This window comes from Sphingobium sp. BHU LFT2 (genome assembly GCF_018604485.1).
Classification (GTDB): Bacteria; Pseudomonadota; Alphaproteobacteria; order Sphingomonadales; family Sphingomonadaceae; genus Sphingobium; species Sphingobium yanoikuyae_A.
Window position 1 is genome coordinate 74183 of the sequence record NZ_JAFCGW010000010.1, and the last position, 22491, is coordinate 96673.

Consider the following 22491-nt stretch of genomic DNA (forward strand, 5'->3'; position numbering starts at 1 on the left):
CATTCTCGGTATTTCCCCCGATGGCGGACCTCCGGATTTGCGACGATCAGAAGGGACAGGTTCAAGGGGAAATAGGTCATGCGCGCGCGTCTTCCCGGCACTTCGCCCGTCATCATGGCAATGCTGATGGCCGGGGGGCTATGCGCGCCCGATGCCTGGGCGCAGAGCACGGAATCGCTCTACGAACCGATCGGCCATCATAGCGGCGGCGACGTGCATGCGGTGGACGAGACGCCGAGCTATGTCGTCCCCGATTTCGCGCCGGCCAAGCCCGCCGACCCGAACAAGGAACTGCCCTTCTTCAAGATCCGGCTGGGCCTGTCGCTGATCGGCGACTGGACCGATTTCAGCCAGGATGCGGTCAATGAAAGCCAGATCGGCCGGCAGGAGAATGAGTTTCAGGTGCGATCGGCGCGGCTCAGCCTGATCGGATCGGTCGGCGGCGACTATCGGGTGAGCTATCAGGTCAGCGGCGAATATAAGGGGTTCGACACCAACCCCGAGCAGAAATGGAAGCTGACCGACGCGTCGCTGACCTTTCCGCTGGGCAGCCGCACCAAGATGACGCTGGGCAAGACCAAGGAGACATTCTCCTACGAAATGGTCGGGGATTCGGCGAACCTGCCGCATAGCGAGCGCGTGCTGACGCCCTTTTTCACGTCGCGCAATTTCGGCGTCCGCTTCGTCCAGGTGCTGGGCGCGAACAAGGCGGCGACCTTTTCGGCGGGCGCCTACAAGGATAGCTGGGATTTCGGCAGCTCGACTGATCGTGGCTGGGACTATTCGGCGCGCATGACCGGGCTGATCTGGGACGTGCCGGACCGCAATGAGTTCCTGCATGTCGGCGTGGCCTATCGCCATGCGGCGGCGGACGGCACGATCCGCTATAGCGGCCGGGCGGAAACCAATGTCGGCGACGTCGCGATCGACACCGGGAGATTCGCGGCGCAGAGCAGCGACGGCTTTGCCGGCGAGGCGCTGCTGAATGTCGGGCCGGTGTCGTTCCTGGGCGAATATATATTGAACCGGACCAATTCGCGCGAATTTCGCGATCCGGTCTTCCATGGCTGGTATGTTACCGGCAGCTGGATATTGACCGGCGAAACCCGGCCCTATGACCGCAATGTCGGCTATGCCCGGCGCGTCATACCCAAGGGCCGCTGGGGCGCGCCGGAACTGGTGGCGCGCTATTCGGAAATGGACCTGGACGATAATGGCATCGAGGGCGGCCGTTTCAAGAAGACGATGCTGGGCCTTAACTGGTGGGCGACGACGCGCTGGAAATTCGGTGCGACCTGGGGCCACACCTGGCTCGACCGGTTCGGCGAGCGCGGCGAGAGCGACACGGTGCTGACCCGCATCCAGTGGATCTATTGAGCGGGTAGCAGCGCCCGGAGGCGCATGTCCAAAAGGCCTCTCAGCGTCCCGTCATCGCCCGCGCATTGGCGAGATAGGTGCGGCCGATGCGGATCTCGTTGCCGTCGGCCAGCGCCGCGAACCAGACGCCGCTGCCGTCGTGACGCAGCCGCGCGATATGCGGGCGGCGGACGATGTGCGATCGATGCAGGCGGACGAACGCCTGCGGATCGAGCCGTTCCTCCAGCGAACTGATGGTCTGGTGCAGCAAATAGCTATGGGCGCCGACATGGAGGCGCATATAGTCGCGCTCCGCCTCGATCCGGTCGATCTGGTCGGCGGCGATGCGGACCAGTTCGGAACGGTGCGGCACCCAGAATTCCTCGGCCCATTCGGGCGCGGGTTCGGCCGGGGCGGGTGGGGTACCATCTTCGCCATCGCGGCTGCGCAGCGCCTGTTCGACCCGGTCGACCGCGCGGGTCAGGCGGTCATGGGCGACGGGCTTGAGCAGATAATCGACCGCGGCAAGATCGAACGCCTCGACCGCGAAGCTTTCGAAGGCGGTGACGAAGATGATCGCCGGGCGGATGCCCATCTGGCTGATCGCGCGGGCGACGCCGATGCCGTCGAGCAGCGGCATGGCGATGTCGAGCAGCAGCAGGTCGGGCTTGAGGGCCTCGACCAGGCGCAGCGCCGCCTCGCCATCATTGGCGGTGCCGACCAGCGCGATGCGCGGCTCGCGCGCGCACAGCATCTGCAATCGCTCGACCGCGAGCGGCTCATCATCGACGATCATGGTGCGGATGGACATGGGCGTCAGCACCCCCGGCGGTTGAGCGGAAGGAAGAGATTGACGGCAAAGCCGCCATCGGCTTGTGGACCATAGTCGATCCGGCCCTGATCGCCAAAGCGGGCGGACAGGCGGTCGCGCACATTGGCGAGGCCGATGCCGCTGCCGCCATCGCCGGCGCTGGGCGGCTTGTCGCCATTATCGGTGACGGTGAGGTGCAGCAGGCCATGCTCCTCGCGCGCGCGGATGGTGATGGCGACCGGGCTGGAAGTGCGCGAGACGCCATATTTGATCGCATTTTCGACCAAGGGCTGGAGGATCAGGCCCGGCACGCAGGCGGTCAGCAGGTCGGCGGGAATGTCGATCCGGGTAGCCAGCCGGTCGGGGAAGCGCACCGCCTCGATATCCAGATAGAGTTTCTGGAGATGGACTTCCTCTTCCAGTTGCACGTCATCGAGCGGATCGCCGGTGAGGCTGGTGCGGTAGAAATTGGAGAGCGACATGATCATCTGTTCGGCCTCGTCGCGCCGGTCCTTCATCACCAGCGAGGAGAGCGAGTTCAGCGTGTTGAACAGGAAATGCGGGTTCACCTGATAGCGCAGCGAGCGCAGTTCGGCCTGTTGCGCGGCGCGTTCGAGGCGCGCGGCGCGGCGTTCGGTGCGATGCGCCTCGCTGGCATAGGACAGGCCGAGATAGAGACCGGCCCAGGCAGACAGGAAGAAATAGCGGCTGACGGCGTCATCGACGATATAGATCAGCGCATGGGACTGGGCCTCATATTTCTGCTGGTCCATGTCGGGAAACATGCCCATCGGGTCATAGATGTTGAAGACATAATAGTTGGCGACCGCCATCGCGAGCGCGAAGGGCGCGGCGAGCGAGAAGGCGGCGACGATGCGGACCGCCAGCGGCTTGGCATCGAACCGGCGTATCGCCAGATAGAGAATCCAGGTCACGATGATGCCGATCAACGTCACCACGGCGCGGCGGGCGGCCATTTCGCCCTGATAGTCGAAGCCCACCACCAGCGCCCGCACGCTGATGAGGATCGCGTAGAAGAACCAGAAGCCGATGATGGAATAGAGGGCGGCGGTCGGCGAAACGCCGCGCGGCCCCTCTTCGGTGGGAAGTGTCATGGATGATATCTACGCCAGCTTGCCGGCGCTGTCGCCCCCTGCGCGCGATGCTGGTCGAAGCGGCTTGGCGGTTGGTCGAAGCGGCGGCGTGGGGCACTGGCGGGGAACCGGCGCTGGCTCCTGTCGGTTGATCCGGCAGGAGAAAAGGAGACGCGCAGATGAGCGATACGAAGCGCGAGAGCGAGAAGAAGCTGGACGAGGCGCTGGAAGACAGCATGGACGCGTCGGACCCGCCCGCGACCAGCCGGCCGGACGATGACGGCGAACCGGTGCCGTCTTCGGGGTTTCCCGAAAAGCCCCGGCCCGAAAAGCCCGAGCGCTGACCGATAGCGGACCGCGAAAATCCATGTTATTCCAGTCGGGCAAGCGCGGCCCCGACCGCCATCAGGCGGCAGGCCGGCTTCCCGCGCGAGAGGAGCAGACGACGATGCCGACTTCCACCACCCCCGCGATCGAACGCATTGCCCGCGTGCTGGCCGGGCGCCAGCTCAGCCTGAATGGCGGCGGCCAGGATCCCCATGCGGCGGGCGCGGTGGATGCGGCCTGGCCCGACCATGTCGACGATGCCTATGCGATATTGCACACGCTGCGCGAACCCGATGCCGACATGGCGCGGGCCGGCGACGTGGCGGTGTGGCGCAGCATGATCGGCGCGGTGCTGGAGCGGCGCCCGGCCTGAGCAGGGGCGCCCCGGAGGCGAAATATTAACCCGGTCATGGCAGGGAGCGCGCAGGAGACTGCGCCATGTACCACATCGAATTTCGCCATGATCTGAACCTGCTGGACATCAAATGGTCCAAGCTGTTCACGGCGCAGGAAGTCGCGGCTTATGCCCGCGAGTGCAAGGCCCGCTTCCTGGCCGAGGGGTTCAAGCCGGGCTATCTGCTGCGCATGGACATGAGCGCCAGCAGCGCCCAGCCGCAGGAGGCGGTCGCGTCCTTCCGCGCGAATCTGGGCGATTTCCCCAAGGCGCGGCGGATCGCCATCATCACCGGCAGCGCGATCACCCGGTTGCAGGTGAAGCGAGAAATGACGCAGCCCTATCTGCGGATATTCGATGATGCAACGGCCGGCCTCGCTTGGCTGCTGGCACCCGAAGCGGTTGAAGCGCAGGCATAATCCTCCGTCTGTCGCATTTCACAAAAATATCATGTTGCACTGCAAAAAGAAATCTGGTCCCTTGTGACAATCGGTGGGACAGGTGCCCGTTAAGCCTTTGCTAACCATGCGGGGCGCATGTTCTGCTGATCGACTTCAAGTCGGAGGGCATGAGCAATGGGCACGAGTGCAAGACCGGCGGACGGGGCCATTACCCTGGCGGAATTGCGGGAATTCGCCAGTTTCCCGTCGGCCACGCAAAGATATATTCGCAGATCGCTGGACATCGGGCTGCATCGCCGCGACGCGATGAAGCTATGGTCGCGCGACATGGTCGAGGAAGCCAGCATCCGCGCCCAGGCGCGCATCTATGGCCGGCTTGACGAGATCAAGGCGCATGTTCCCGACGATAGCGGGCTGGACCAGGTGGAGCCGTTCATGGCGCCGCTGGTGACGGTGTCCGCCTTTGACCTGGGGCAGGACCGTCTGGCGAGCTTCTCGGCCTATCGCTTCCTCTATGAGCGACTGCTGGGGGCGGGGGCGCGGCCCTGGCTGCCGGGCGCCTTCTGTGCGGCGGCAAGCCTGCCGCATTTGCATCCCGAAAAGCGGCGGCTGCTGTTGCAGTCGATCAGTGAGGCGGCAGCCACGGCGGTCGGCTGGTCCAACCGCGAACCGACCTTCTACCCCGAATGGGTCGAGAAGGTGGACCTGTCCAAGGCCAACTGATCCGGCCTGATCCTGCCGGCGCCCCTGGGGAGGGCGCGGGCGGGATGGCGGCTTGGCTGGTGGTCAGGCGGCGTGCGGCCTGTCCTTCCTCCGCCTTCTTCACGGCGCCGCGCGCATGAACCGCGCGGCGCTCGACCGTCCTCCATCATCTCTTGCTCTCGAAGAACAGGAAAATCACAGCCTTCACCGGGTGGGATTTGGGTGGTTATCAGTCTGTCAGCTTTTGGAGAGATAGCTGGCAATAGCTGACACCGCGTGGTGAAAAATCATTGGCCAACAATGGCCCATTTGCGAACGTTTCGATGTGCAGTAGGTCTAGCGGTATGAAGGATTTCGCTTCCGATCTGATCGTCCTCAACCAGCGAATGCGTGCGGGCACCATCTTCTTCGATAACTTCGAGGGGATCAACGCTTCAGAGAAGCTGTATAGCAATCTTGAGATGTTCGGACTGGCGCGGTCGGATGTGATGATTTTAGGCGTCACCCCCGATGGGGACGACACGGTGATCGGGCATCTTATCACTCGGGACGGGGCATCTTTCACCTTCGATCTTGATTTGGCTAATCCCGAATATTCACGCGTCGAAGGCCCTCACATCACCACCGGAAAGGGCAGATGTCATTCAGAAGGCGTGATTGAAGCCGTCGCTCGCTGGTTCAGGGATCACTGACCTAAACCTGCCGCTGCCCTCCTGCCAAATCTGTCCCTTTTCCTTCAATTCGCCATCTAAATGAGCGGCGGCTTTCAACGATCCAAATGAATAGAAGGGGGGCAAGAATTGGTCGAAACCTGCCAATCGTCACGGGCGTCATCCTGACGGAGGTCAGGATCCATCTTGCACTACGCCAGATAGGGAGTGCTGAATGGATCCCGGATCAAGTCCGGGATGACGGATATGCCAAGGTCAGCTTTTGGGAGAAGCCGTCGAGTAAGTGGAGGGCGCTCTTTCTGGGCGGGAGCCATCAAGGCTTCATGGCGGGAGACGGGGGGGGGCGTCCCGCTACAAAAGGTCGGAGACGGGGCCTGGAGATCACGAAGGTCAGGCTGATCGACATGCGCTCGCGGATCGGTGCTGGATGCGGCTCGGCATGGTTCCGGTCCTGATCGGCAGGCGGTTCGTGCGGGCAAAGAAAAAGGGGCTGCGCGGCGGCAGCCCCTCCATGATCCCGATCGGGCCGGTCCTCAGCGGATCGGCGAGTCCGGCGACAGGCGCATGTCGAGATAATTGTCGACCGACTTCATCAGCTGGTCCAGCTCATGCTCGAAGAAGTGGTTGGCTCCCTTGATCTCGTCATGATGAATGGTGATGCCCTTCTGGGTGCGCAGCTTGTCGACCAGCTTCTGCACCGCGCTGGCGGTCACCACTTCGTCCGCCGTGCCCTGGACGATGATGCCCGACGAGGGGCAGGGCGCCAGGAAGGAGAAATCATACATGTTGGCCGGCGGCGCGACCGAGATGAAGCCGCGGATTTCCGGGCGGCGCATCAGCAGCTGCATGCCGATCCAGGCGCCGAAGGAGAAACCGGCGATCCAGGTGGTCTGCGCTTCGGGGTGGAAGCTCTGCACCCAGTCGAGCGCGGCTGCGGCATCGCTGAGTTCGCCAATGCCATTGTCGAACGTGCCCTGGCTGCGGCCGACGCCACGGAAGTTGAAGCGCAGCACGGCAAAGCCACGCTTCACGAAGGTCTTGTAGAGTGCCTGGGTGATGCGGTCGTTCATCGTGCCGCCGCCCTGCGGATGCGGGTGCAGGATCATGGCGACCGGCGCGCGCGGGCGGGGCGGGGGGCTGAAGCGGCCTTCGAGGCGACCTTCGGGTCCGGGGAAAATGACGTCGGGCATGGCACCTGTTATGGTCTGGGCTGCCACGGGGCAGCGGGGAAAGGGTCCGTGCGCGCGCCGGGGCTTGGCCATATGGCCTTCACGCTGGCGCAGCGCGGCAATCCGCCTATATAGATGCCGCCGCCATTTCCGCAATCAATGAGTAGTTCCGCTTGGCCGCCGACCGCCTTTATCTCGATCATGCCGCGACCACCCCGATGCTGCCGCAGGCGCAGGCCGCGATGGTCGCCGCGATGGCCGGCTGGGCCAACCCTTCCAGCCCGCACAGCGACGGGCGCGCGGCGCGGGCGATGCTGGAGGATGCGCGGCGGCGGATCGCGGCGGCGCTGGGATGGGATGGCCATGCCTTCTTCACCTCCGGCGCGAGCGAGGCGATCGCCATCGCGCTGACCCGCGCCAAGGCGGCGCGAATCATCACCTCGCCGGTCGAGCATGATGCGGTGCTGCGCGTGACCAGGGAGGCCGAGCGGCTGGCGGTGGATGGCGATGGCCGGGTGCTGTTGCCGGAACTGGCGCCGGGCAGTCTGGTCGCGATCCAGCATGTGAACAACGAAACGGGCGTGATCCAGCCACTGGCGGATTTCCGGCGCGCGGGGCTGCTGCTGTTTGCCGATTGCGCCCAGAGTGCGGGCAAGCTGGCCCTGCCCGACGCCGACATGGTCGCGATCAGCGCGCACAAGTTCGGCGGGCCGCCGGGGATCGGCGCGCTGCTGATCCGCGACCTGGCGCTGGTCGAACCGAGCGGCGGGCAGGAGCAGGGCTACCGTGCCGGCACCGAAAATCTGCCGGCGATCATGGCGATGGCGGCAGCACTGGAGGCACGGGGCGATTGGATGCCGGTGGCCGCGGCGCTGCGGGCAAGGCTGGACGCCGGGATCGAGGCGGCGGGCGGGCAGATCGTCGCGCGTGACGCGCCGCGTTTGCCGGCGATCGCCAGCTATCGCATGCCCGGCCTGTCGGCGCGGGCGCAGCTGATCCAGTTCGACCTGGCCGGCATTTCCGTGTCGGCGGGCAGCGCCTGTTCGTCCGGATCGCTCAAGACCAGCCATGTGCTGGGCGCGATGGGCTGGGACGCGGCGGCGGCGGGCGAGGTGGTGCGGGTGAGTTTCGGCCCGCAGACGAGCGTGGGCGATGTCGATCGCTTCCTGACCACATGGACCGCCATGGCGGAGCGGGCGAGCCGGTGATCTATCTCGACTATCAGGCGACGACGCCGCTGGCGCCCGAAGCCTTCGAGACGATGGTGCCGCTGCTGCGCGACCAGTTCGCCAATCCGCACAGCGCGCATCGCGCCGGCCGCATGGTCGCGGCGCAGGTGGAACTGGCGCGCGATGCGATCGGCCAGTTGCTGCCGCCGGGCGGCAGGCTGCTCTTCACCTCCGGCGCGACCGAGGCGCTGAACATCGCGATCCAGGGCGCGCCGACGGGCGACATCGTCACCATCGCGACCGAACATGCCGCCGTACTGGATACGGTGGCGGCGATGCGGCGGACGGGCCGGGCGGTGACGGTCTTGCCGGTGGATGGCGACGGGCTGGTCGATCTGGCGGCGGCGGCGCGGGCGATCGTGCCCGGGGTAGCGCTGGTCGTCGCGATGCTGGTCAATAATGAGATTGGCGTGATCCAGCCGGTCGGCGCGCTGGCCGACCTGGCCCATGGCGCGGGCGCGCTGTTCCTGTGCGACGCGGTGCAGGGCTATGGCCGGGTGCCGATCCCCGACCAATGCGACATGGTGGCGATCAGCGCGCACAAGATCCACGGGCCCAAGGGGATCGGCGCGCTGTGGCTGCGCGACGGGGTGAAGATCGACCCGCTGATCCATGGCGGCGGGCAGGAAGGCGGGCTGCGGTCGGGCACCTTGTCGCCCGCCCTGTGCGCCGGCTTTGGCGTGGCGGCGTGCCTGATGCGGGAGCAGGCGGAGGCCGATCAAGCGCATTTGGCGGCGCTGTCTGCGCAGGCGCGCGCGCTGTTTGCCGACTGGACGCTGAACGGCAGCGCCGACGCGCGTTATCCCGGCAATCTCAACATTCGTCGCGCCGGGATCGACGGCGCGCGATTGTTGTCCGATTGCCGCAATGTGTCTTTTTCGCTCGGCAGCGCTTGCGCGAGCGGGTCCGGGCGGCCTAGCCATGTGCTGCGCGCCTTGGGTCTTTCAGACGGTCAGGCGCGCGGATCGGTGCGGATCGGCTTTGGCCGATACACGACACCGGCCGAACTGGAGGAGGCTGCGAAGGTGATTAACGGGGCGGCGACCGCACAAGCGGCGCCGTGAGCAGGGAGCATCGCATAGCATGACCATGGTCACCTTCATCAGCGCCGACGGCGAAAATCGACTGGAGGTCGATGCGCCTGCCGGGTCCGTCCTGCTGGAGGTTGCACAGGCGGCGGGTCAGCCGCTGGAAGGAACATGCGAAGGGCAGATGGCCTGTTCGACCTGCCATGTCATCGTCGATGCCGCCGATTTCGACCGCCTGCCGCGCGCGAGCGAGGATGAGGAGGATATGCTGGACCTGGCCGCTGCGGCGACCCGCACCAGCCGCCTGGCCTGCCAGATCATCCTGTCCGAGCAACTGGACGCGCTGACTGTCCGTATCCCTGGCGAATTCAACAATATGCAAGGTATGTAAGCCATGGCGCTGCGCAAATCCCTCTCGCTCGCGGCGCTGACCGCCTGTCTGGTCGTGGCCTTGCCGCTGTCGGCCGCGCCCAAGAAGAAGGCGCCGGCCAAGAAGGCGGAAGAGGTGCCGACCCTGCCGACATTGATGCCGCCCGCACCACGCTATCTGGTGCCGCAATCCGCGCTCACCTCCGTCCGCAATCCCAAGGAGATCGAGGAGGAGACCGGCGGGCGCATGGGCATCGCGCTGGTCGATCGCGACGGCGCGCTGATCCTGGGTTTCAACCGCGATGATCGCTTTGCCATGTGCTCGACCTTCAAGGCGCCGCTGGCTGCTGCCGTGCTGATCGGCGCGCAGGGCGGCAAGTTCGGGTTGGAGGGGGAGATACCCTTCACCAATGACGATATTCTCGATTACGCGCCCGTCGTGAAGAAGAACAAGAAGCGCGGCCGCATGTCGATGGCCGAACTGGCCGAGGCGGCGGTCGAAGTGAGCGACAACAGCGCCGCCAACCTGTTGCTGCCGATGCTGGGCGGGCCGGAGGGGCTGACCTCCTTCATCCGTGCCCATGGCGACAAGATCACGCGGCTCGACCGTATCGAACCCGAGTTGAACGAGAATATTGCGGGCGATCCGCGCGACACGACCAGTCCGGCGGCGATGGCCGGGCTGATGGGACGGCTGTTGTTCCGCGATATGGCTGCGGCCGATGCCGACAGGCTGCGCGGCTGGCTCAATGCCAGCACCACCGGCGACAAAAGGATCAAGGCGGGCCTGCCCGAAGGCTGGACCTCGGGCAGCAAGACCGGCAGCTGCGGCACCGCCTATAATGACGTCGCACTGGTGAAGTCGCCGGCGGGCGAGGAATATATATTGGCCATCTATCTCGACCGGCCGACCGTGGACGACAAGAAGGCCGAGGCAGCGATCGCCGAGGCCGCCCATTCGGCGCTGGAATTCGTCAGCAAGGCGCAGAAGAGCGGGCTGGACTAGCTTTCAGGAAGGCAAGGGCATGGAAGCCCTTGCCTTCCTGTCATGAGTTCGCCATATGCCCGGCCGGGAGTCGGGCGGACGTAGTCGTCGCCAACCTGGTCAGGTCCTGACGGAAGCAGCCACAACGATTTTTCTGCGGGTCGTTCCGGCTCCCACCTTTCCGCACAGCATCATCTCTTCGCAAGGTCCGAACGGGCTTCGACAAGCCGCATCTGAACGGTTAGGAAACAGGCATGTCCGATTCCCCTCAGCCCTATCGCGTGCTTGCGCGCAAATATCGTCCGCGCAACTTTCGCGAGCTGATCGGGCAGGACGCCATGGTCCAGACGCTGGGCAATGCGATCCGGCGCGGCCGCCTGGCCCATGCTTTCCTGATGACCGGCGTGCGCGGGGTCGGCAAGACGTCGACCGCGCGGCTGATCGCCAAGGCGCTGAACTGCATCGGCCCGGATGGGCAGGGCGGGCCGACGATCGACCCGTGCGGCGTGTGCGAACCCTGCATGGCGATTGCCGAGGGCCGGCATATCGACGTGGTCGAGATGGACGCCGCCAGCCATACCGGCGTCGACGACGTGCGCGAGATCATCGAGGCGGTGCGCTATGCCGCCGTGTCGGCGCGCTACAAGATCTACATCATCGACGAAGTCCATATGCTCTCGAAGAACGCGTTCAACGCGCTTCTCAAGACCTTGGAGGAGCCGCCGGCCCATGTGAAATTCCTGTTCGCCACGACCGAGGTGAACAAGGTGCCGGTGACGGTGCTGTCGCGCTGCCAGCGGTTCGACCTGCGCCGCATCCCGGCCGAGATGCTGGCCGGCCATTTCGCCCATGTGGTCGAGGCCGAACAGGTCGCGGCCGAACCCGATGCGCTGTCGCTGATCGCGCAGGCGGCCGAAGGCTCCGCGCGTGACGGCTTGTCGATCCTCGATCAGGCGATCGCCCATGCCGAAATGGGCGAGGGCGAGCCGATGGTTACGGCCGCGCAGGTGCGCGAGATGCTGGGCCTGTCGGATCGCGGCTCCACCCGCCGGCTGCTCGGCCTGCTGCTGGAGGGCGATACCGCCGCGCTGCTGGGCGGGGTGCGCGATCAATATGCGCTGGGGGTCGAGCCGCTGTCGCTGATGCGCGGCCTGCTGGAACTGGTGCATGCGGTCACGCTGGTGAAGGCCGGGCGCGACATTGCGACGCCGGGCCAGTCCGACGAGGAGCGCGGCGCGCTGGCCGACTGGGCGTCGCAGATCGGCTTTGGCCCGCTGCATCGGCTGTGGCAGCTGATGCTCAAGGGCCATGACGAGGTGGCGACCGCCGCCCTGCCGATCGAGGCGTGCGAGATGGCGCTGCTGCGCGTGATGCATGCCGCGACCATGCCCGATCCCAGCGACCTTGCCCGGATGCTGCAGGGCGGGGTGCCGATGGCCGCGCCGGCGATGCCGGGCCAGGCGCCCGCCGCCGCCGCGCCCGCGCCGGAACCCGCGTCCAGCCTGCCTGCCACATTCGAGGATCTGATCGAAGCCTTCTGGCAGAAGAGCAAGGGGCATCTGGCGCAGGAAATGCATGATTGCGTGGGGATCATCCGCTATGATCCGCCAATGCTGGAGTATCGCGGCACGGCCAGCCTGTCGCCCGACTTCGCTACCCGGATCATCCCGGCGCTGCGCGAGGTGACCGGCGTCGCCTGGACGGTGACGCAGGGCGAGGGGGAGGCCAAGCCGACCCTGCTGGCCAATGAACAGCGCCAGCTGGCCGACAGCCGCGCCGCAATTTTGGAAACCCCGGTGGTCAAGGCGGCAATGGACGCCTTCCCCGATGCCGAGCTGGTCCATTCGGACGAGCCGGAACAATGGAGTGCCGAAGCATGAAGGATCTGAACGAAATATTGGGGATGGCCAGCCGCGTGCAGGAAGAACTGCAGCGCGCGCAGGACAATCTGGACAAGCTGGAAGTCGAGGGTGCGGCCGGTGGCGGCCTGGTCAAGGTGAAGGCGTCGGCCAAGGGCCGCATCCTGGGCGTTTCGATCGACGACAGCTTGCTGGCGCCGTCGGAAAAGCAGATGCTGGAAGACCTTATCACCGCCGCGTTCAACGATGCGCGCAAGAAGGCGGACGAGGTCAGCAACACCGAAATGGGCAAGATGACCGCCGGCCTGCCGCTGCCGCCGGGCTTCAAGCTGCCCTTCTGAGCCGGCGCGCACTGCCGTTCCGGGGCTGCCGCTGGCGGATAAGCCCTTGTTCATCGTTGCAGCAATATGGTGATCGCTGATTGATTGACGCGACGGGCATCCCCATAAAGGCGATGAACCGCATGACGGGCCGCAAGTCCGGCCCTGGAGAGTGAATGACTACGCAATATCCCCTTCTGCCGCTGCGCGACATCGTCGTCTTCCCGCAGATGATCGTCCCGCTTTTCGTCGGTCGCGACAAGAGCGTCGCCGCGCTGGAAGCGGCGATGGAGGGCAATAAGGAAATCTTCCTGGTGTCCCAGCTCGACCCGGCCGAGGATGATCCGGGCAAGGACGCGCTGTATGACACCGGCGTGGTGTCGGTGGTGCTGCAACTGCTCAAGCTGCCCGACGGCACGGTGCGCGTGCTGGTCGAGGGCAAGCATCGCGCCCAGCTGGCCGATCTGGCGCCGGCCGAAGCGGGCTATCTGGTCGCCGAGGTCGCGCCGGTCGAGGAGATCGTCGCCGAAGGTCCGGAAGCCGCTGCGCTGATGCGCTCGGTGGCCGAGCAGTTCGAGAATTACGCCAAGCTCAACAAGAAGCTGCCGGCCGAAACGCCGGTGCAGCTGCGCGAGATCGACGATGCCGGTCGCCTGGCCGATTCCGTCGCCGCCAACATCAACGTCAAGGTTGCCGACAAGCAGTCGCTGCTGGTCGAGCCCGATCCGGTCAAGCGGCTGGAGATGGTCTTTGCCTTCATGGAAGGCGAGCTGGGCGTGCTGCAGGTCGAGAAGAAGATCCGTGGCCGCGTGAAGCGCCAGATGGAAAAGACCCAGCGCGAATATTATCTGAACGAGCAGCTCAAGGCGATCCAGCGCGAGCTGGGCAATGGCGAGGGCGAGGAAGGCGATGAACTCGCCGAACTGGCCGACAAGATCGCCAAGGCGAAGCTGAGCAAGGAAGCCCGCGCCAAGGCGACGGCCGAGCTGAAGAAGCTCAAGGGCATGCAGCCCATGTCGGCCGAAGCGACGGTGGTGCGCAACTATCTCGACGTGCTGCTGGGCCTGCCCTGGGGCAAGAAGGGGCGGGTCAAGACCGACCTCAAGAAGGCGCAGGCGATCCTGGACGAGGATCATTTCGCGCTGGAGAAGGTCAAGGACCGGATCATCGAATATCTGGCGGTGCAGGCGCGCACCAACAAGCTGAAGGGGCCGATCCTGTGCCTCGTCGGCCCGCCGGGCGTCGGCAAGACCTCGCTGGGCCGTTCGATCGCCAAGGCGACCGGCCGCGAGTTCGTGCGCCAGTCGCTGGGCGGTGTGCGCGACGAAGCCGAGATCCGCGGCCATCGCCGCACCTATATCGGCTCGCTGCCGGGCAAGGTCGTGTCGAACCTGAAGAAGGCGGGCACCATGAACCCGCTGTTCCTGCTCGACGAGATTGACAAGCTGGGCCAGGATTTCCGCGGCGATCCGGCATCGGCGCTGCTGGAAGTGCTGGACCCCGAACAGAACAGCAAGTTCCAGGACCATTATCTGGAGATCGACGTCGACCTGTCCGACGTGATGTTCGTGACGACGGCCAACTCGCTGAACCTGCCGCAGCCGCTGCTCGACCGCATGGAGATCATCCGGCTCGAAGGCTATACCGAAGATGAGAAGGTCGAGATCGCCCAGCGCCATCTGGTGCCCAAGCAGATCGACGCCCATGGCCTGAAGAATGGCGAGTTCGAGGTGACCGAGGCCGCGGTGCGCGACCTGATCCGTTACTATACCCGTGAAGCCGGCGTCCGCACGCTGGAGCGGGAAGTGGCGCGTCTGGCCCGCAAGGCGCTGCGCAAGATCCTGGAAGGCGCGTTCGACAAGGTCGAGATCACGCCCGAAAACCTGGCCGACTATGCCGGCGTGCGGAAATTCCGCCATGGCGTGGGCGAGGAAGAGAATCAGATCGGCGCCGTCACGGGTCTGGCCTGGACCGAGGTTGGCGGCGAATTGCTGACGATCGAGGCGGTGACCGTGCCCGGCAAGGGCCTCATCAAGACGACCGGCAAGCTGGGCGAAGTGATGAACGAATCGGTGCAGGCCGCCTTCTCCTATGTGAAGGCGCGTTCGCCCGGCTATGGCATCAAGCCGAGCCTGTTCAACCGCAAGGACATCCATATCCACCTGCCCGAGGGCGCGGTGCCCAAGGATGGTCCGTCAGCCGGCATCGGCATGGTCACGACCATCGTGTCGACCCTGACCGGCATTCCCGTCCACAAGGATGTGGCGATGACCGGCGAGGTGACGCTGCGCGGCCGGGTGTTGCCGATCGGCGGCCTCAAGGAGAAGCTGCTGGCGGCGCTGCGTGGTGGCATCAAGACGGTGCTGATCCCGCAGGAAAACGAGAAAGACCTAGCGGAAATCCCGGCCAACATCCGCGAGGGGCTGGAGATTGTTCCGGTGTCCCATGTCGACGAGGTGCTGGCGCGCGCGCTGGTGTCCAAGCCCGAAGCGATCACCTGGACCGAGGAAGATGATCTGGCGGCGCAGCCCAGCGCCGGCCAGGGTCGCGACGGCGATCCCGCTATCCGTCACTAAAAGCCCGGTTTTCGGCGCGTTTATGCCCATGGGGGCAAAAACGCGCCGACGCCGGCTTTTTTGACGCTTTCCCTTTGACACCGCTTGAAAGCTGGGCCTTATTGCCCCGCCTACGCCGCGATTCCTTGACTATCCAACATCTATAAAGGGGGTTCCCAAGGCATGAACAAGCAGGATCTTATCAGCGCGGTCGCTGAAAGCAGCGGTCTCAGCAAGAGCGACGCCAGCAAGGCGGTCGAGGGCGTGTTCGACGCCATCACCGGCGCGCTGAAGAAGGGCGACGAAGTGCGCCTGGTTGGTTTTGGCACTTTCTCCGTGTCGCAGCGCAAGGCTTCGACCGGTCGCAACCCGCGCACCGGCGAGACGATGACGATCAAGGCGTCGTCGCAGCCGAAGTTCAAGGCCGGCAAGGGCCTGAAGGATTCGGTCAACTAAGGATGCAGGCGCGCCCGCTCGGGCGCGTTTACGTCTGATGATCTGCCGGCGTCGCGGTCGGAAGTAGGTTTGCGGGAGAGTGGCGCTGCGGCAGGGGAAACCCGCCCGGCGCATGCATGTCGAAAGGAAGGGGTAGGGGCCGGGGGCCTCTGCCCCTTTTTTCATGGCCTTGTGCGCCGGATCGCGGCGATGACCGGCCTGCTGCCCTCGACCTGCTCCGCCTGCGGGGGTAGGAGGGGGCATGAGAACGATCAGACGGGGTATCGGGACTTCGGGGGCGGCCTTGGCGCTGCTGGGGACATTGTCGGCCTGTGGCGGGGGGAATTTCCGTACGGTGAGCGACATGCCGGTGCGCATCGGCAAGCCCTATACGGTGCGCGGCACCACCTATGTGCCAGCCGACCAGCCGGGCTATGACCTGGTCGGCTATGCCAGCTGGTATGGGTCGGAATCGGGCAATCGCACCGCCAATGGCGAACGCTTCCGGCCGGGCTGGATCACGGCGGCGCACACCAGCCTGCCCTTGCCCGCCTATGTCGAGGTGACGGCGCTGGATAGCGGGCGCACGATCCTGGTGCGGATCAACGACCGTGGCCCCTTTTCGCGCGGGCGGATCATCGACCTGTCGCGCGGCGCGGCGGAGGAACTGGGGATTCGCGGGCAGGGCCATGCGGCGGTCCGGGTTCGCGCCGTCGATCCCCCGGAAAAGGATCGCAAGAAGCTGCGCAAGGGCAAGCCGGCGGAGGGACGGCCGCGCGTCGGGGCGGACGAACTGGCCGTGCTGCGCGCCCGTCTGGCGGCGTCTGGCAACGATGCCGGGCGATAATTTTCATCCTTTGACATAAGCTGCTTGACGGAGGAGGGGCGGCCGCATATGTGGCCCTTCTCGCGGGGCAACAGCCCCTGTGGCGATCGTAGCTCAGTTGGTTAGAGCGCCGGTTTGTGGTACCGGAGGTCGCGGGTTCGGATCCCGTCGATCGCCCCATTTCCTTCGGGAATGCGCGAAATGAAACCCCGTCCTGCCTTGGCAGGATGGGGTTTTCGCGTTTCTGGCTTCGGTGATTTTCCTGGCGCGTGGCGGCGGCTTTCCGCTGCCCTGGGCGCAACAAGAAAGGGCGCCCCTTGCGGGACGCCCTTCCTCTGCCGACTAACGCCTATGGGGCGTTGAGACCCAGGTTTAGAAGCTGGCCTTGATCATGCCGCCAATGATGCGCGGTTCGTTGATCATGCCGGTCAGGTTGTTGAAGTCGATCGCGCTGACGGCGCGGATCTGGTTGGTGATGTTGCGGGCGAAGGCTGCGATCTCATAACCATGGTTCGACTTGTAACCGACCTTGAGGCCACCCTCCAGCGACGAACGGCCGCGGAATTCGGCCGCCGAGTAGAGGAAGTAGTTGATTTTGCTACGATAGGCCCAGTCGGTATAGGCGAAGACTTCGCCCGCATCGCCGACCGGAATGCCATAGCGCAGGGTCGCATTGGCGATGTAGCGCGGCGCCTGGGGCAGGTCATTGCCGTCCAGATAGCTGTAGGTGGTGCCGCCATCGACGAAGGTGTTGCCGGTGGGCGTACACATGCCCGAGCCGCAGACCGCCACGAAGGCGTTCTTGTCGCGGATTTCCGTGAAGTTGTAGCTGCCGCCCACGGTCAGGTTCAGGTGATCGAGCGGCTGCGCCTCCAGATTGCCTTCCAGACCATAGCCGACCGCCTTGTTCACGTTGATCAGGCGGGCCGAGTTGCCGACGCCGCCGACAGCCGTCAGCTGCAGATCGTCGGTGTTCCAGTAATAGGCCGACAGGTCGAAGCGGACCATGTTGGCGATCGCGCCCTTGATGCCGCCTTCATAGGAGATGGTGGTCTGCTTCTTGGCGACCGAGGGAACGCTGAAGAAGGTCACGCGGTCCTGGATCGCCGGGCCCTGATAGCCGGTGGCGACACGGCCATAGAGGTTCACGTCGGGGCTGAGCGCATAGGTGGCGCTGACATCCCAGGACAGGTTGCTGCCCTGCGCGGTGTTGCTGAGCGGCAGGTCGACGCCGATCAGCTGCGACGAGATGCTGCTGGCGGCGAGCGCCGGATCGAGCGTGATCGTGTCGCGCTTGTCGTCATGCGAATAACGCACGCCGGCACGCAGCGTCAGGGCCGACGTCACCTTGGCTTCGCCCGAGGCGAACAGGCCGATATTCTCGTTGGTGTTGTTGTGCAGGATCGCACTTACCCGGTTGCCCGCGAGATCATAGGCATATTCGTTATATTTCAGGCGCTGGTGGAAGAAGTAGGTGCCCGCCTGCAGGCGGATGCCGTTCATGTCGTCCGTCGCGAAGCGGAATTCCTGGCTGAATTCCTCCGGCTTGGTCACGCCGCCGGTGTTGGAGTCGAACGAGCCGACGCCGAGCTGGCCGGCGGTGCAGCCGGTATAGGGGTAGCAGCCGCCGCCATCGATGTCGCCGGTGCTTTCGACGCTGGCCTTCTCATAGCCGGTGGTCGAGAAGAAGGTGCCCAGGCCGTCGACATGGAGCTGCATGCGCAGATTGCCGCCGCCCTGCTTCATCGACTGGCTGGTATAGCCGTCCAGGTTCACATGATCCTTGTCGAAGCCGTCGACGAAATGGTTGCTGCCCTGCTTGAAGATGTTGGCGCGGAACACGCGCGGGCTGCCGTCGAGGTCACGATAATGACCGCTCAGCACCGCCTTGAAGTCGCCGGCTTCATAGGCCAGCTGCACGCGGCCGGCCATGTCGCGATAGCCTTCCAGCTCGCTGGCGGCGTTGCCGCCTTCATTGTCGTTCTTGACCCAGTCGTCGCGACGCTGGAGCAGGCCCGACACGCGGAAGCTGAGGCCGTCGGCGATCGGGCCGCCGATCGCGGCTTCAGCATTGACGGTGTTGTAGGTGGCCCAGGAGGCGCTGGCATAGCCGGTGAAATGATCGGTCGGCGCGGCCGAGGTCATCTTGACGACGCCCGCCGGGGTGTTGCGGCCGAACAGCGTGCCCTGCGGGCCGCGCAGCACTTCAACGCTGGCAAGGTCGAACACCGGGAAGCTCTTGAGCATCGGATTTTCGAGCGCGACATCGTCGAGCACGACCGAGACCGGCTGGGCGGCGTTGGGATCGAAATCGGTGTTGCCAAGGCCGCGGATGTAGAAGCGCGGGAAGGTGCGGCCGAACGAGCTTTCGACCTGAAGGCTGGGCGTGCGCGCGGCGAGGAAGCGGACGTCGAGGCCGCTGCTGTTGAGGGCGTCGAGCTTTTCGCCGCCGATGGCGGTCACGGCGACCGGCACGTCCTTGGCATTTTCAGCCCGGCGCGAGGCGGTGACGACGATTTCACCCAGGCCTTCGCCCGATGCGGCGGGCGCTTCGGTCTGGGCATGGGCGGCACCGATCGGCGCCAGAGCGGTGAGTGCGACGGCGAGCGCGCCGCGCGAAATGCTGGTGAAGATATGCGAAGATGTCATATTTGGCCCCCTTGATTGGCCTGGCATCCGTTTCCCTGCTGGTGTCCGCTGTTGCGGATCGCGCGCGACGCTATGCGCGCGCGGGCCTTGGGGCAAGCAAGACTGTCGCCATTCTGTAGTATCCGTGCAACAGATTTGCCAAAATGCGACAGTCCGACCCGATGGGGCTGTCAGGCCGTGCCCCAATGCAAAGCGCCGAAGGGACTTCGCACGGGCCGCATTGCCGATTATAGCGCGCGGATGGATGACGCACGCGACCGGGGGCTGACCCTCAACCCCAAATATGATGACCATGGCCTTATCACCGCGGTGGTGACCCATGTCACCTCGGGGGAAGTGCTGATGGTGGCGCATATGAATGCGCAAGCGCTGGCGCTGACGGTCGAGACCGGCCTGGCCCATTTCTGGTCGCGCAGCCGCCAATCACTGTGGAAGAAGGGCGAAAGTTCCGGCCATATGCTTGGCGTGCGCGACATCCGGATCGACTGTGACCAGGATGCCGTCTGGGTGCTGGCCGAGCCGGCGGGACCGACCTGCCACACCGGCGCGCGGTCCTGCTTCTTCCGCCGGATCGGCCCCGATGGGCTGAGCGCGGTCGATGAACCGGGTGTCGATGCGGCGCACTAGCCTTTTTCTCGCATGTCTTCTGGCCGGGTGTCAGCAGGCCGCGACGCCGGGCGCCGCCGCGCCCGATCGCGCCGGGGCCGCGGCTTCGGGGCTGGAGCGCGCGGCGATCGCGACCGGCGCCATTGCCGACGCGTCGCGGATCGCGCCGGTCGGGCTGTTCCAGCGGCGGCATGAGGCGGGGCGGGATTCGCTCTGCGTCCTTCCTGCCAAGTCGGGCGACTATCGTTTCGGGCTGGAGGCGATTTTCGGCACCGAACAGAGCTGCCATGGCGCGGGCACGGCGCGGCGGGCCGGCGACAAGCTGATCCTGAGCTTTTCCGGCGGCAGGAAGTGCATCATCGTCGCCCAATATGATGGCGACCAGGTGGCGCTGCCCGGCGTGGTCGACATGGCCTGTGACCGGCTGTGCGACGGGCGCGGCAATCTGGAAGGGGTGACCTTCCCGCGCATCGCCAATGATGCGGGCGCGGCCCTGCGTGCGCGTGATCGCGCGGATGAACCGCTGTGCGAGGCGGACTGAACGGGACGGACTGAACAGGGCCGGCATTTTGGCCGGCCCCATCAGGTTGATCAGCGATAGCCGGCTGCGGCGAGCAGGGCGACCAGGTCCATCCGCTTGACCTTGAGCGATTCCGGCGCCGACACGTCGATCCATTCGTCGGGCGAGTGACCCCGGCCGCCGGTCGCCGCGCGCGGGATGGTGATGGCCGGGATGCCCAGGCTCATCGGCACATTGGCGTCGGTCGAGCTGAAGCTCATCCGCGCGGTGACGCCTTCGGCGGCATAGGCGGCGGCGGTCTGGCGGACCAGCGCCGTATCGGCGGCAGTGCTGCCGGCCGGACGATCGCCCACGACCTTCTTGTCGACGCGGATCGGGCCTTCCTTGATCGAGCGGGCGCCATTTTCGGTCTCAACGGCCTTGTCCACCGTGGCGAGGAACGCCTGTTCCAGCTTGGCCAGTTCAGCCGCGCTTTCCGATCGCATGTCGACCTGCAGCCAGACTTCCTGCGGGATGGCGTTGACCGAGGAGCCGCCGCCCACGACGCTGGCGCTGTAGGTCGTCTTGGGCGACTGGGGCACCGGAATCTTGTAGAGATCGACGATCGCCTGGCTCATCGCCGTCATCGGATTGACCAGGCCAAAGGCGCCGAAGCTGTGGCCGCCGGGGCCGGTGAAGGTCAGGCGATAGCGCTTTGATCCGACGCCGCCATTGATCAGGCCATCGACCGAGCCATCGTCGATCGAGAAGAAGCTGGCGATGCGGTCCTTATATTTGCCCTTGTGGAACAGCTGCTTCATGCCGCGCAGGTCGCCCAGGCCTTCCTCGCCGACATCGCCGACGAACAATATGTCCATCGGCGCGCTGATATTGGCGCCGACGATCGCCTTGATCAGGCTCAATTGGGTGGCGAGGCCGGCGACATCGTCCCCGACACCGGGCGCGTGGAGCTTGTTGCCTTCACGCCGGACCGTGACCGGCGTGCCTTCGGGAAAAACGGTGTCGAGATGGGCGGACACGACGATCAGCTTGCCGCCGGGCTTGCCGCTGCCACGGCGCAGGCCCAGCACATTGCCGCCCTCGTCAATCTCCACATCGGTAAGGCCGGCGGCGCGGAACATGTCGGCATAGGCCTTGGCCCGCGCCTCTTCCTTGAACGGCGGCGCCGGAATCTGGGTCAGGGTCACGATATTGTCGACCCACTGGTCATGTTCGGCCTCCAGCGCGGCGAAGGCGGCCTTGACCGCCGGGCGCGCGCGGATCGCGGCAATGGCGCGGGCATCGGCCGGTGCGGTCGCGCTGGTGGGCGTCGCGGCACGGACCGGAACCGACAGGGCCGTGCTGGCCAATATTATACAGAGCGCGAACCGCTTCATTCTGGACCCCTTTTATGATGGGCGCACCGGCATGGGCGCCGGGGTCCGTCTAGCCGGGGAGGCCGGCGCGCATCAATGGCCGATATAGCGGCCGGGGCGGTGGTTGACGAACAGCACGGCGTTGATCGCGGCGGCCGACAGGACGGACAGGCCAAAACGCTCGGCATTGAGGATCGGCAGCGAGGCGAGCAGGATCAGCACATCGCAGGCCATCTGGGTGCGACCGGCATTCCAGCCGCGCGACTTCTGCAGGATCAGCGCGACCACGCCGACGCCGCCCACGCCCGCGCCATGGCGGGCGATGGCCAGGATGCCGAAGCCGATGATCGAGCCGCCGAACAGCGCGGCAAAGAAGGGGCTGATCCGGGCGATCTCCATCGCATAGGGCATGGCAAGGCCGACGCCCATGATCGCGATATTGGCGAACAGGGTCTTCAGGCCGAAGGCCATGCCCATCGCCCGGCCGGCGAACAGGAAGAAGGGGATGTTGATCAGCAGGAACAGCGTCGCGGGCGACAGATGGATCAGATAGGACAGCAGCAGCGCGATGCCGGCCATGCCGCCGGTCACCAGCTTTGCCTGTTTCAGCAGCATCAGCCCCATGGCGATGAAAGCGCAGCCGATGGCGATCGCATAGAAATCCTCGGCAGGACTATGCGGCCGCGCGACATGGGCGGGCGGAACGGGCAGGGCAGGCGACGGCGCCGGGGGCGTCGGATCGATCGAGGTCATGGCATGTCCGAAAAGCGTGAGCGCCCCGTGCCATCCTCTCTTGTCGTCTTTGTCCGCGCCCATAGTCGCAGATGGGC

At 65.4% G+C, this 22491-nt stretch carries 23 protein-coding genes, 1 tRNA gene and 1 other RNA gene; 19 read left to right on the top strand and 6 right to left on the bottom strand.

Annotated elements, in window-relative coordinates; genetic code table 11:
- Positions 1-78 precede the first annotated feature (78 nt).
- Positions 79-1377, top strand: coding sequence for an OprO/OprP family phosphate-selective porin (locus tag JQK15_RS17675; protein ID WP_214866658.1), 1299 nt, complete (start codon positions 79-81; stop codon positions 1375-1377).
- A 40-nt stretch (positions 1378-1417) separates the two neighbouring features.
- Here JQK15_RS17675 and JQK15_RS17680 read toward each other — a convergent pair whose 3' ends face one another.
- Positions 1418-2167 (bottom strand): LytR/AlgR family response regulator transcription factor, encoded by a 750-nt coding sequence (locus tag JQK15_RS17680; protein ID WP_048938447.1) that lies wholly within the window; start codon positions 2165-2167, stop codon positions 1418-1420.
- A gap of 5 nt (positions 2168-2172) precedes the next feature.
- Positions 2173-3282 carry a sensor histidine kinase gene (locus tag JQK15_RS17685; RefSeq protein WP_214866659.1) on the bottom strand — a complete coding sequence of 370 codons (1110 nt, stop codon included), beginning with the start codon at positions 3280-3282 and terminating at the stop codon, positions 2173-2175.
- A 158-nt stretch (positions 3283-3440) separates the two neighbouring features.
- Here JQK15_RS17685 and JQK15_RS17690 point away from each other — a divergent pair, with 158 nt between their 5' ends.
- The 5 genes from JQK15_RS17690 to JQK15_RS17710 all read left to right on the top strand — a co-directional run bounded on the left by JQK15_RS17690 (position 3441) and on the right by JQK15_RS17710 (position 5777).
- Positions 3441-3605, top strand: coding sequence for a hypothetical protein (locus JQK15_RS17690; RefSeq protein ID WP_164522474.1), 165 nt, complete (start codon positions 3441-3443; stop codon positions 3603-3605).
- Positions 3606-3709: 104 nt separating this feature from the next.
- Complete coding sequence (locus JQK15_RS17695) at positions 3710-3961, top strand: hypothetical protein (protein WP_017503401.1); 252 nt, start codon at positions 3710-3712, stop codon at positions 3959-3961.
- Positions 3962-4026: 65 nt separating this feature from the next.
- Positions 4027-4401 (top strand): STAS/SEC14 domain-containing protein, encoded by a 375-nt coding sequence (locus JQK15_RS17700; protein WP_214866660.1) that lies wholly within the window; start codon positions 4027-4029, stop codon positions 4399-4401.
- A 156-nt stretch (positions 4402-4557) separates the two neighbouring features.
- Positions 4558-5106 (top strand): hypothetical protein, encoded by a 549-nt coding sequence (locus JQK15_RS17705; protein WP_004207710.1) that lies wholly within the window; start codon positions 4558-4560, stop codon positions 5104-5106.
- A 323-nt stretch (positions 5107-5429) separates the two neighbouring features.
- The gene (locus tag JQK15_RS17710) at positions 5430-5777 is read left to right on the top strand and encodes a hypothetical protein (RefSeq protein WP_017503264.1); all 348 of its coding nucleotides are present in this window, start codon (positions 5430-5432) and stop codon (positions 5775-5777) included.
- Between the two features lie 512 nt (positions 5778-6289).
- Here the strand turns inward: JQK15_RS17710 and JQK15_RS17715 are convergent.
- A complete protein-coding gene (locus JQK15_RS17715; RefSeq protein WP_004207708.1) occupies positions 6290-6946 on the bottom strand; it encodes an alpha/beta hydrolase in 657 nt (218 codons plus the stop codon).
- Between the two features lie 152 nt (positions 6947-7098).
- On the opposite strand from JQK15_RS17715, the gene JQK15_RS17720 reads away from it, so the two are divergent.
- The 11 genes from JQK15_RS17720 (at position 7099) to JQK15_RS17770 (ending at position 16711) form a co-directional block, all read left to right on the top strand.
- On the top strand, positions 7099-8133 hold the full coding sequence (locus JQK15_RS17720) for a cysteine desulfurase family protein (RefSeq protein ID WP_214866661.1): 1035 nt from the start codon (positions 7099-7101) through the stop codon (positions 8131-8133).
- Positions 8100-9218 (top strand): cysteine desulfurase family protein, encoded by a 1119-nt coding sequence (locus tag JQK15_RS17725; protein ID WP_214866662.1) that lies wholly within the window; start codon positions 8100-8102, stop codon positions 9216-9218. The genes JQK15_RS17720 and JQK15_RS17725 overlap by 34 nt, the downstream gene beginning before the upstream one ends.
- A 19-nt stretch (positions 9219-9237) precedes the next feature.
- Positions 9238-9573 carry a 2Fe-2S iron-sulfur cluster-binding protein gene (locus tag JQK15_RS17730; RefSeq protein ID WP_010337134.1) on the top strand — a complete coding sequence of 112 codons (336 nt, stop codon included), beginning with the start codon at positions 9238-9240 and terminating at the stop codon, positions 9571-9573.
- 3 nt (positions 9574-9576) lie between these two features.
- Complete coding sequence (gene blaSGM, locus JQK15_RS17735; RefSeq protein WP_214866663.1) at positions 9577-10557, top strand: SGM family class A beta-lactamase; 981 nt, start codon at positions 9577-9579, stop codon at positions 10555-10557.
- A 62-nt stretch (positions 10558-10619) separates the two neighbouring features.
- Positions 10620-10717, top strand: an RNA gene (gene ffs / locus JQK15_RS17740) — signal recognition particle sRNA small type.
- Between the two features lie 73 nt (positions 10718-10790).
- A complete protein-coding gene (locus tag JQK15_RS17745) occupies positions 10791-12416 on the top strand; it encodes a DNA polymerase III subunit gamma/tau (RefSeq protein WP_125999841.1) in 1626 nt (541 codons plus the stop codon).
- Positions 12413-12736 carry a YbaB/EbfC family nucleoid-associated protein gene (locus tag JQK15_RS17750; protein WP_004207701.1) on the top strand — a complete coding sequence of 108 codons (324 nt, stop codon included), beginning with the start codon at positions 12413-12415 and terminating at the stop codon, positions 12734-12736. The genes JQK15_RS17745 and JQK15_RS17750 overlap by 4 nt, the downstream gene beginning before the upstream one ends.
- A gap of 155 nt (positions 12737-12891) precedes the next feature.
- Positions 12892-15291, top strand: coding sequence for an endopeptidase La (lon, locus tag JQK15_RS17755; RefSeq protein WP_004207700.1), 2400 nt, complete (start codon positions 12892-12894; stop codon positions 15289-15291).
- A 162-nt stretch (positions 15292-15453) separates the two neighbouring features.
- A complete protein-coding gene (locus JQK15_RS17760) occupies positions 15454-15726 on the top strand; it encodes an HU family DNA-binding protein (RefSeq protein WP_004207699.1) in 273 nt (90 codons plus the stop codon).
- 241 nt (positions 15727-15967) lie between these two features.
- Positions 15968-16552, top strand: coding sequence for a septal ring lytic transglycosylase RlpA family protein (locus JQK15_RS17765; RefSeq protein ID WP_214866664.1), 585 nt, complete (start codon positions 15968-15970; stop codon positions 16550-16552).
- Between the two features lie 82 nt (positions 16553-16634).
- Positions 16635-16711, top strand: a tRNA-His gene (locus JQK15_RS17770).
- A 192-nt stretch (positions 16712-16903) separates the two neighbouring features.
- On the opposite strand, the gene JQK15_RS17775 is transcribed toward JQK15_RS17770, so the two are convergent.
- On the bottom strand, positions 16904-19180 hold the full coding sequence (locus JQK15_RS17775) for a TonB-dependent receptor (protein ID WP_010337130.1): 2277 nt from the start codon (positions 19178-19180) through the stop codon (positions 16904-16906).
- A 240-nt stretch (positions 19181-19420) separates the two neighbouring features.
- On the opposite strand from JQK15_RS17775, the gene hisI reads away from it, so the two are divergent.
- Entirely contained in the window at positions 19421-19807 is a 387-nt protein-coding gene (hisI, locus tag JQK15_RS17780) for a phosphoribosyl-AMP cyclohydrolase (protein WP_004207696.1), read from the top strand.
- Positions 19794-20327 carry a hypothetical protein gene (locus JQK15_RS17785; RefSeq protein WP_214866665.1) on the top strand — a complete coding sequence of 178 codons (534 nt, stop codon included), beginning with the start codon at positions 19794-19796 and terminating at the stop codon, positions 20325-20327. The genes hisI and JQK15_RS17785 overlap by 14 nt, the downstream gene beginning before the upstream one ends.
- Positions 20328-20377: 50 nt before the next feature.
- Here JQK15_RS17785 and JQK15_RS17790 read toward each other — a convergent pair whose 3' ends face one another.
- Positions 20378-21682, bottom strand: coding sequence for a M20/M25/M40 family metallo-hydrolase (locus tag JQK15_RS17790; RefSeq protein ID WP_099233130.1), 1305 nt, complete (start codon positions 21680-21682; stop codon positions 20378-20380).
- Positions 21683-21754: 72 nt separating this feature from the next.
- On the bottom strand, positions 21755-22414 hold the full coding sequence (locus JQK15_RS17795; protein ID WP_004207693.1) for a YitT family protein: 660 nt from the start codon (positions 22412-22414) through the stop codon (positions 21755-21757).
- Positions 22415-22491 lie beyond the last annotated feature (77 nt).

Bases quoted from the DNA above. Each gene is read 5' to 3' on its own strand.
- JQK15_RS17675 (WP_214866658.1), top strand. From the start codon at position 79: ATGCGCGCGCGTCTTCCCGGCACTTCGCCCGTCATCATGGCAATGCTG.
- JQK15_RS17680 (WP_048938447.1), bottom strand. From the start codon at position 2,167: ATGTCCATCCGCACCATGATCGTCGATGATGAGCCGCTCGCGGTCGAG.
- JQK15_RS17685 (WP_214866659.1), bottom strand. From the start codon at position 3,282: ATGACACTTCCCACCGAAGAGGGGCCGCGCGGCGTTTCGCCGACCGCC.
- JQK15_RS17690 (WP_164522474.1), top strand. From the start codon at position 3,441: ATGAGCGATACGAAGCGCGAGAGCGAGAAGAAGCTGGACGAGGCGCTG.
- JQK15_RS17695 (WP_017503401.1), top strand. From the start codon at position 3,710: ATGCCGACTTCCACCACCCCCGCGATCGAACGCATTGCCCGCGTGCTG.
- JQK15_RS17700 (WP_214866660.1), top strand. From the start codon at position 4,027: ATGTACCACATCGAATTTCGCCATGATCTGAACCTGCTGGACATCAAA.
- JQK15_RS17705 (WP_004207710.1), top strand. From the start codon at position 4,558: ATGGGCACGAGTGCAAGACCGGCGGACGGGGCCATTACCCTGGCGGAA.
- JQK15_RS17710 (WP_017503264.1), top strand. From the start codon at position 5,430: ATGAAGGATTTCGCTTCCGATCTGATCGTCCTCAACCAGCGAATGCGT.
- JQK15_RS17715 (WP_004207708.1), bottom strand. From the start codon at position 6,946: ATGCCCGACGTCATTTTCCCCGGACCCGAAGGTCGCCTCGAAGGCCGC.
- JQK15_RS17725 (WP_214866662.1), top strand. From the start codon at position 8,100: ATGGACCGCCATGGCGGAGCGGGCGAGCCGGTGATCTATCTCGACTAT.
- JQK15_RS17730 (WP_010337134.1), top strand. From the start codon at position 9,238: ATGACCATGGTCACCTTCATCAGCGCCGACGGCGAAAATCGACTGGAG.
- blaSGM (WP_214866663.1), top strand. From the start codon at position 9,577: ATGGCGCTGCGCAAATCCCTCTCGCTCGCGGCGCTGACCGCCTGTCTG.
- JQK15_RS17745 (WP_125999841.1), top strand. From the start codon at position 10,791: ATGTCCGATTCCCCTCAGCCCTATCGCGTGCTTGCGCGCAAATATCGT.
- JQK15_RS17750 (WP_004207701.1), top strand. From the start codon at position 12,413: ATGAAGGATCTGAACGAAATATTGGGGATGGCCAGCCGCGTGCAGGAA.
- lon (WP_004207700.1), top strand. From the start codon at position 12,892: ATGACTACGCAATATCCCCTTCTGCCGCTGCGCGACATCGTCGTCTTC.
- JQK15_RS17760 (WP_004207699.1), top strand. From the start codon at position 15,454: ATGAACAAGCAGGATCTTATCAGCGCGGTCGCTGAAAGCAGCGGTCTC.
- JQK15_RS17765 (WP_214866664.1), top strand. From the start codon at position 15,968: ATGAGAACGATCAGACGGGGTATCGGGACTTCGGGGGCGGCCTTGGCG.
- JQK15_RS17775 (WP_010337130.1), bottom strand. From the start codon at position 19,180: ATGACATCTTCGCATATCTTCACCAGCATTTCGCGCGGCGCGCTCGCC.
- hisI (WP_004207696.1), top strand. From the start codon at position 19,421: ATGGATGACGCACGCGACCGGGGGCTGACCCTCAACCCCAAATATGAT.
- JQK15_RS17785 (WP_214866665.1), top strand. From the start codon at position 19,794: ATGCGGCGCACTAGCCTTTTTCTCGCATGTCTTCTGGCCGGGTGTCAG.
- JQK15_RS17790 (WP_099233130.1), bottom strand. From the start codon at position 21,682: ATGAAGCGGTTCGCGCTCTGTATAATATTGGCCAGCACGGCCCTGTCG.
- JQK15_RS17795 (WP_004207693.1), bottom strand. From the start codon at position 22,414: ATGACCTCGATCGATCCGACGCCCCCGGCGCCGTCGCCTGCCCTGCCC.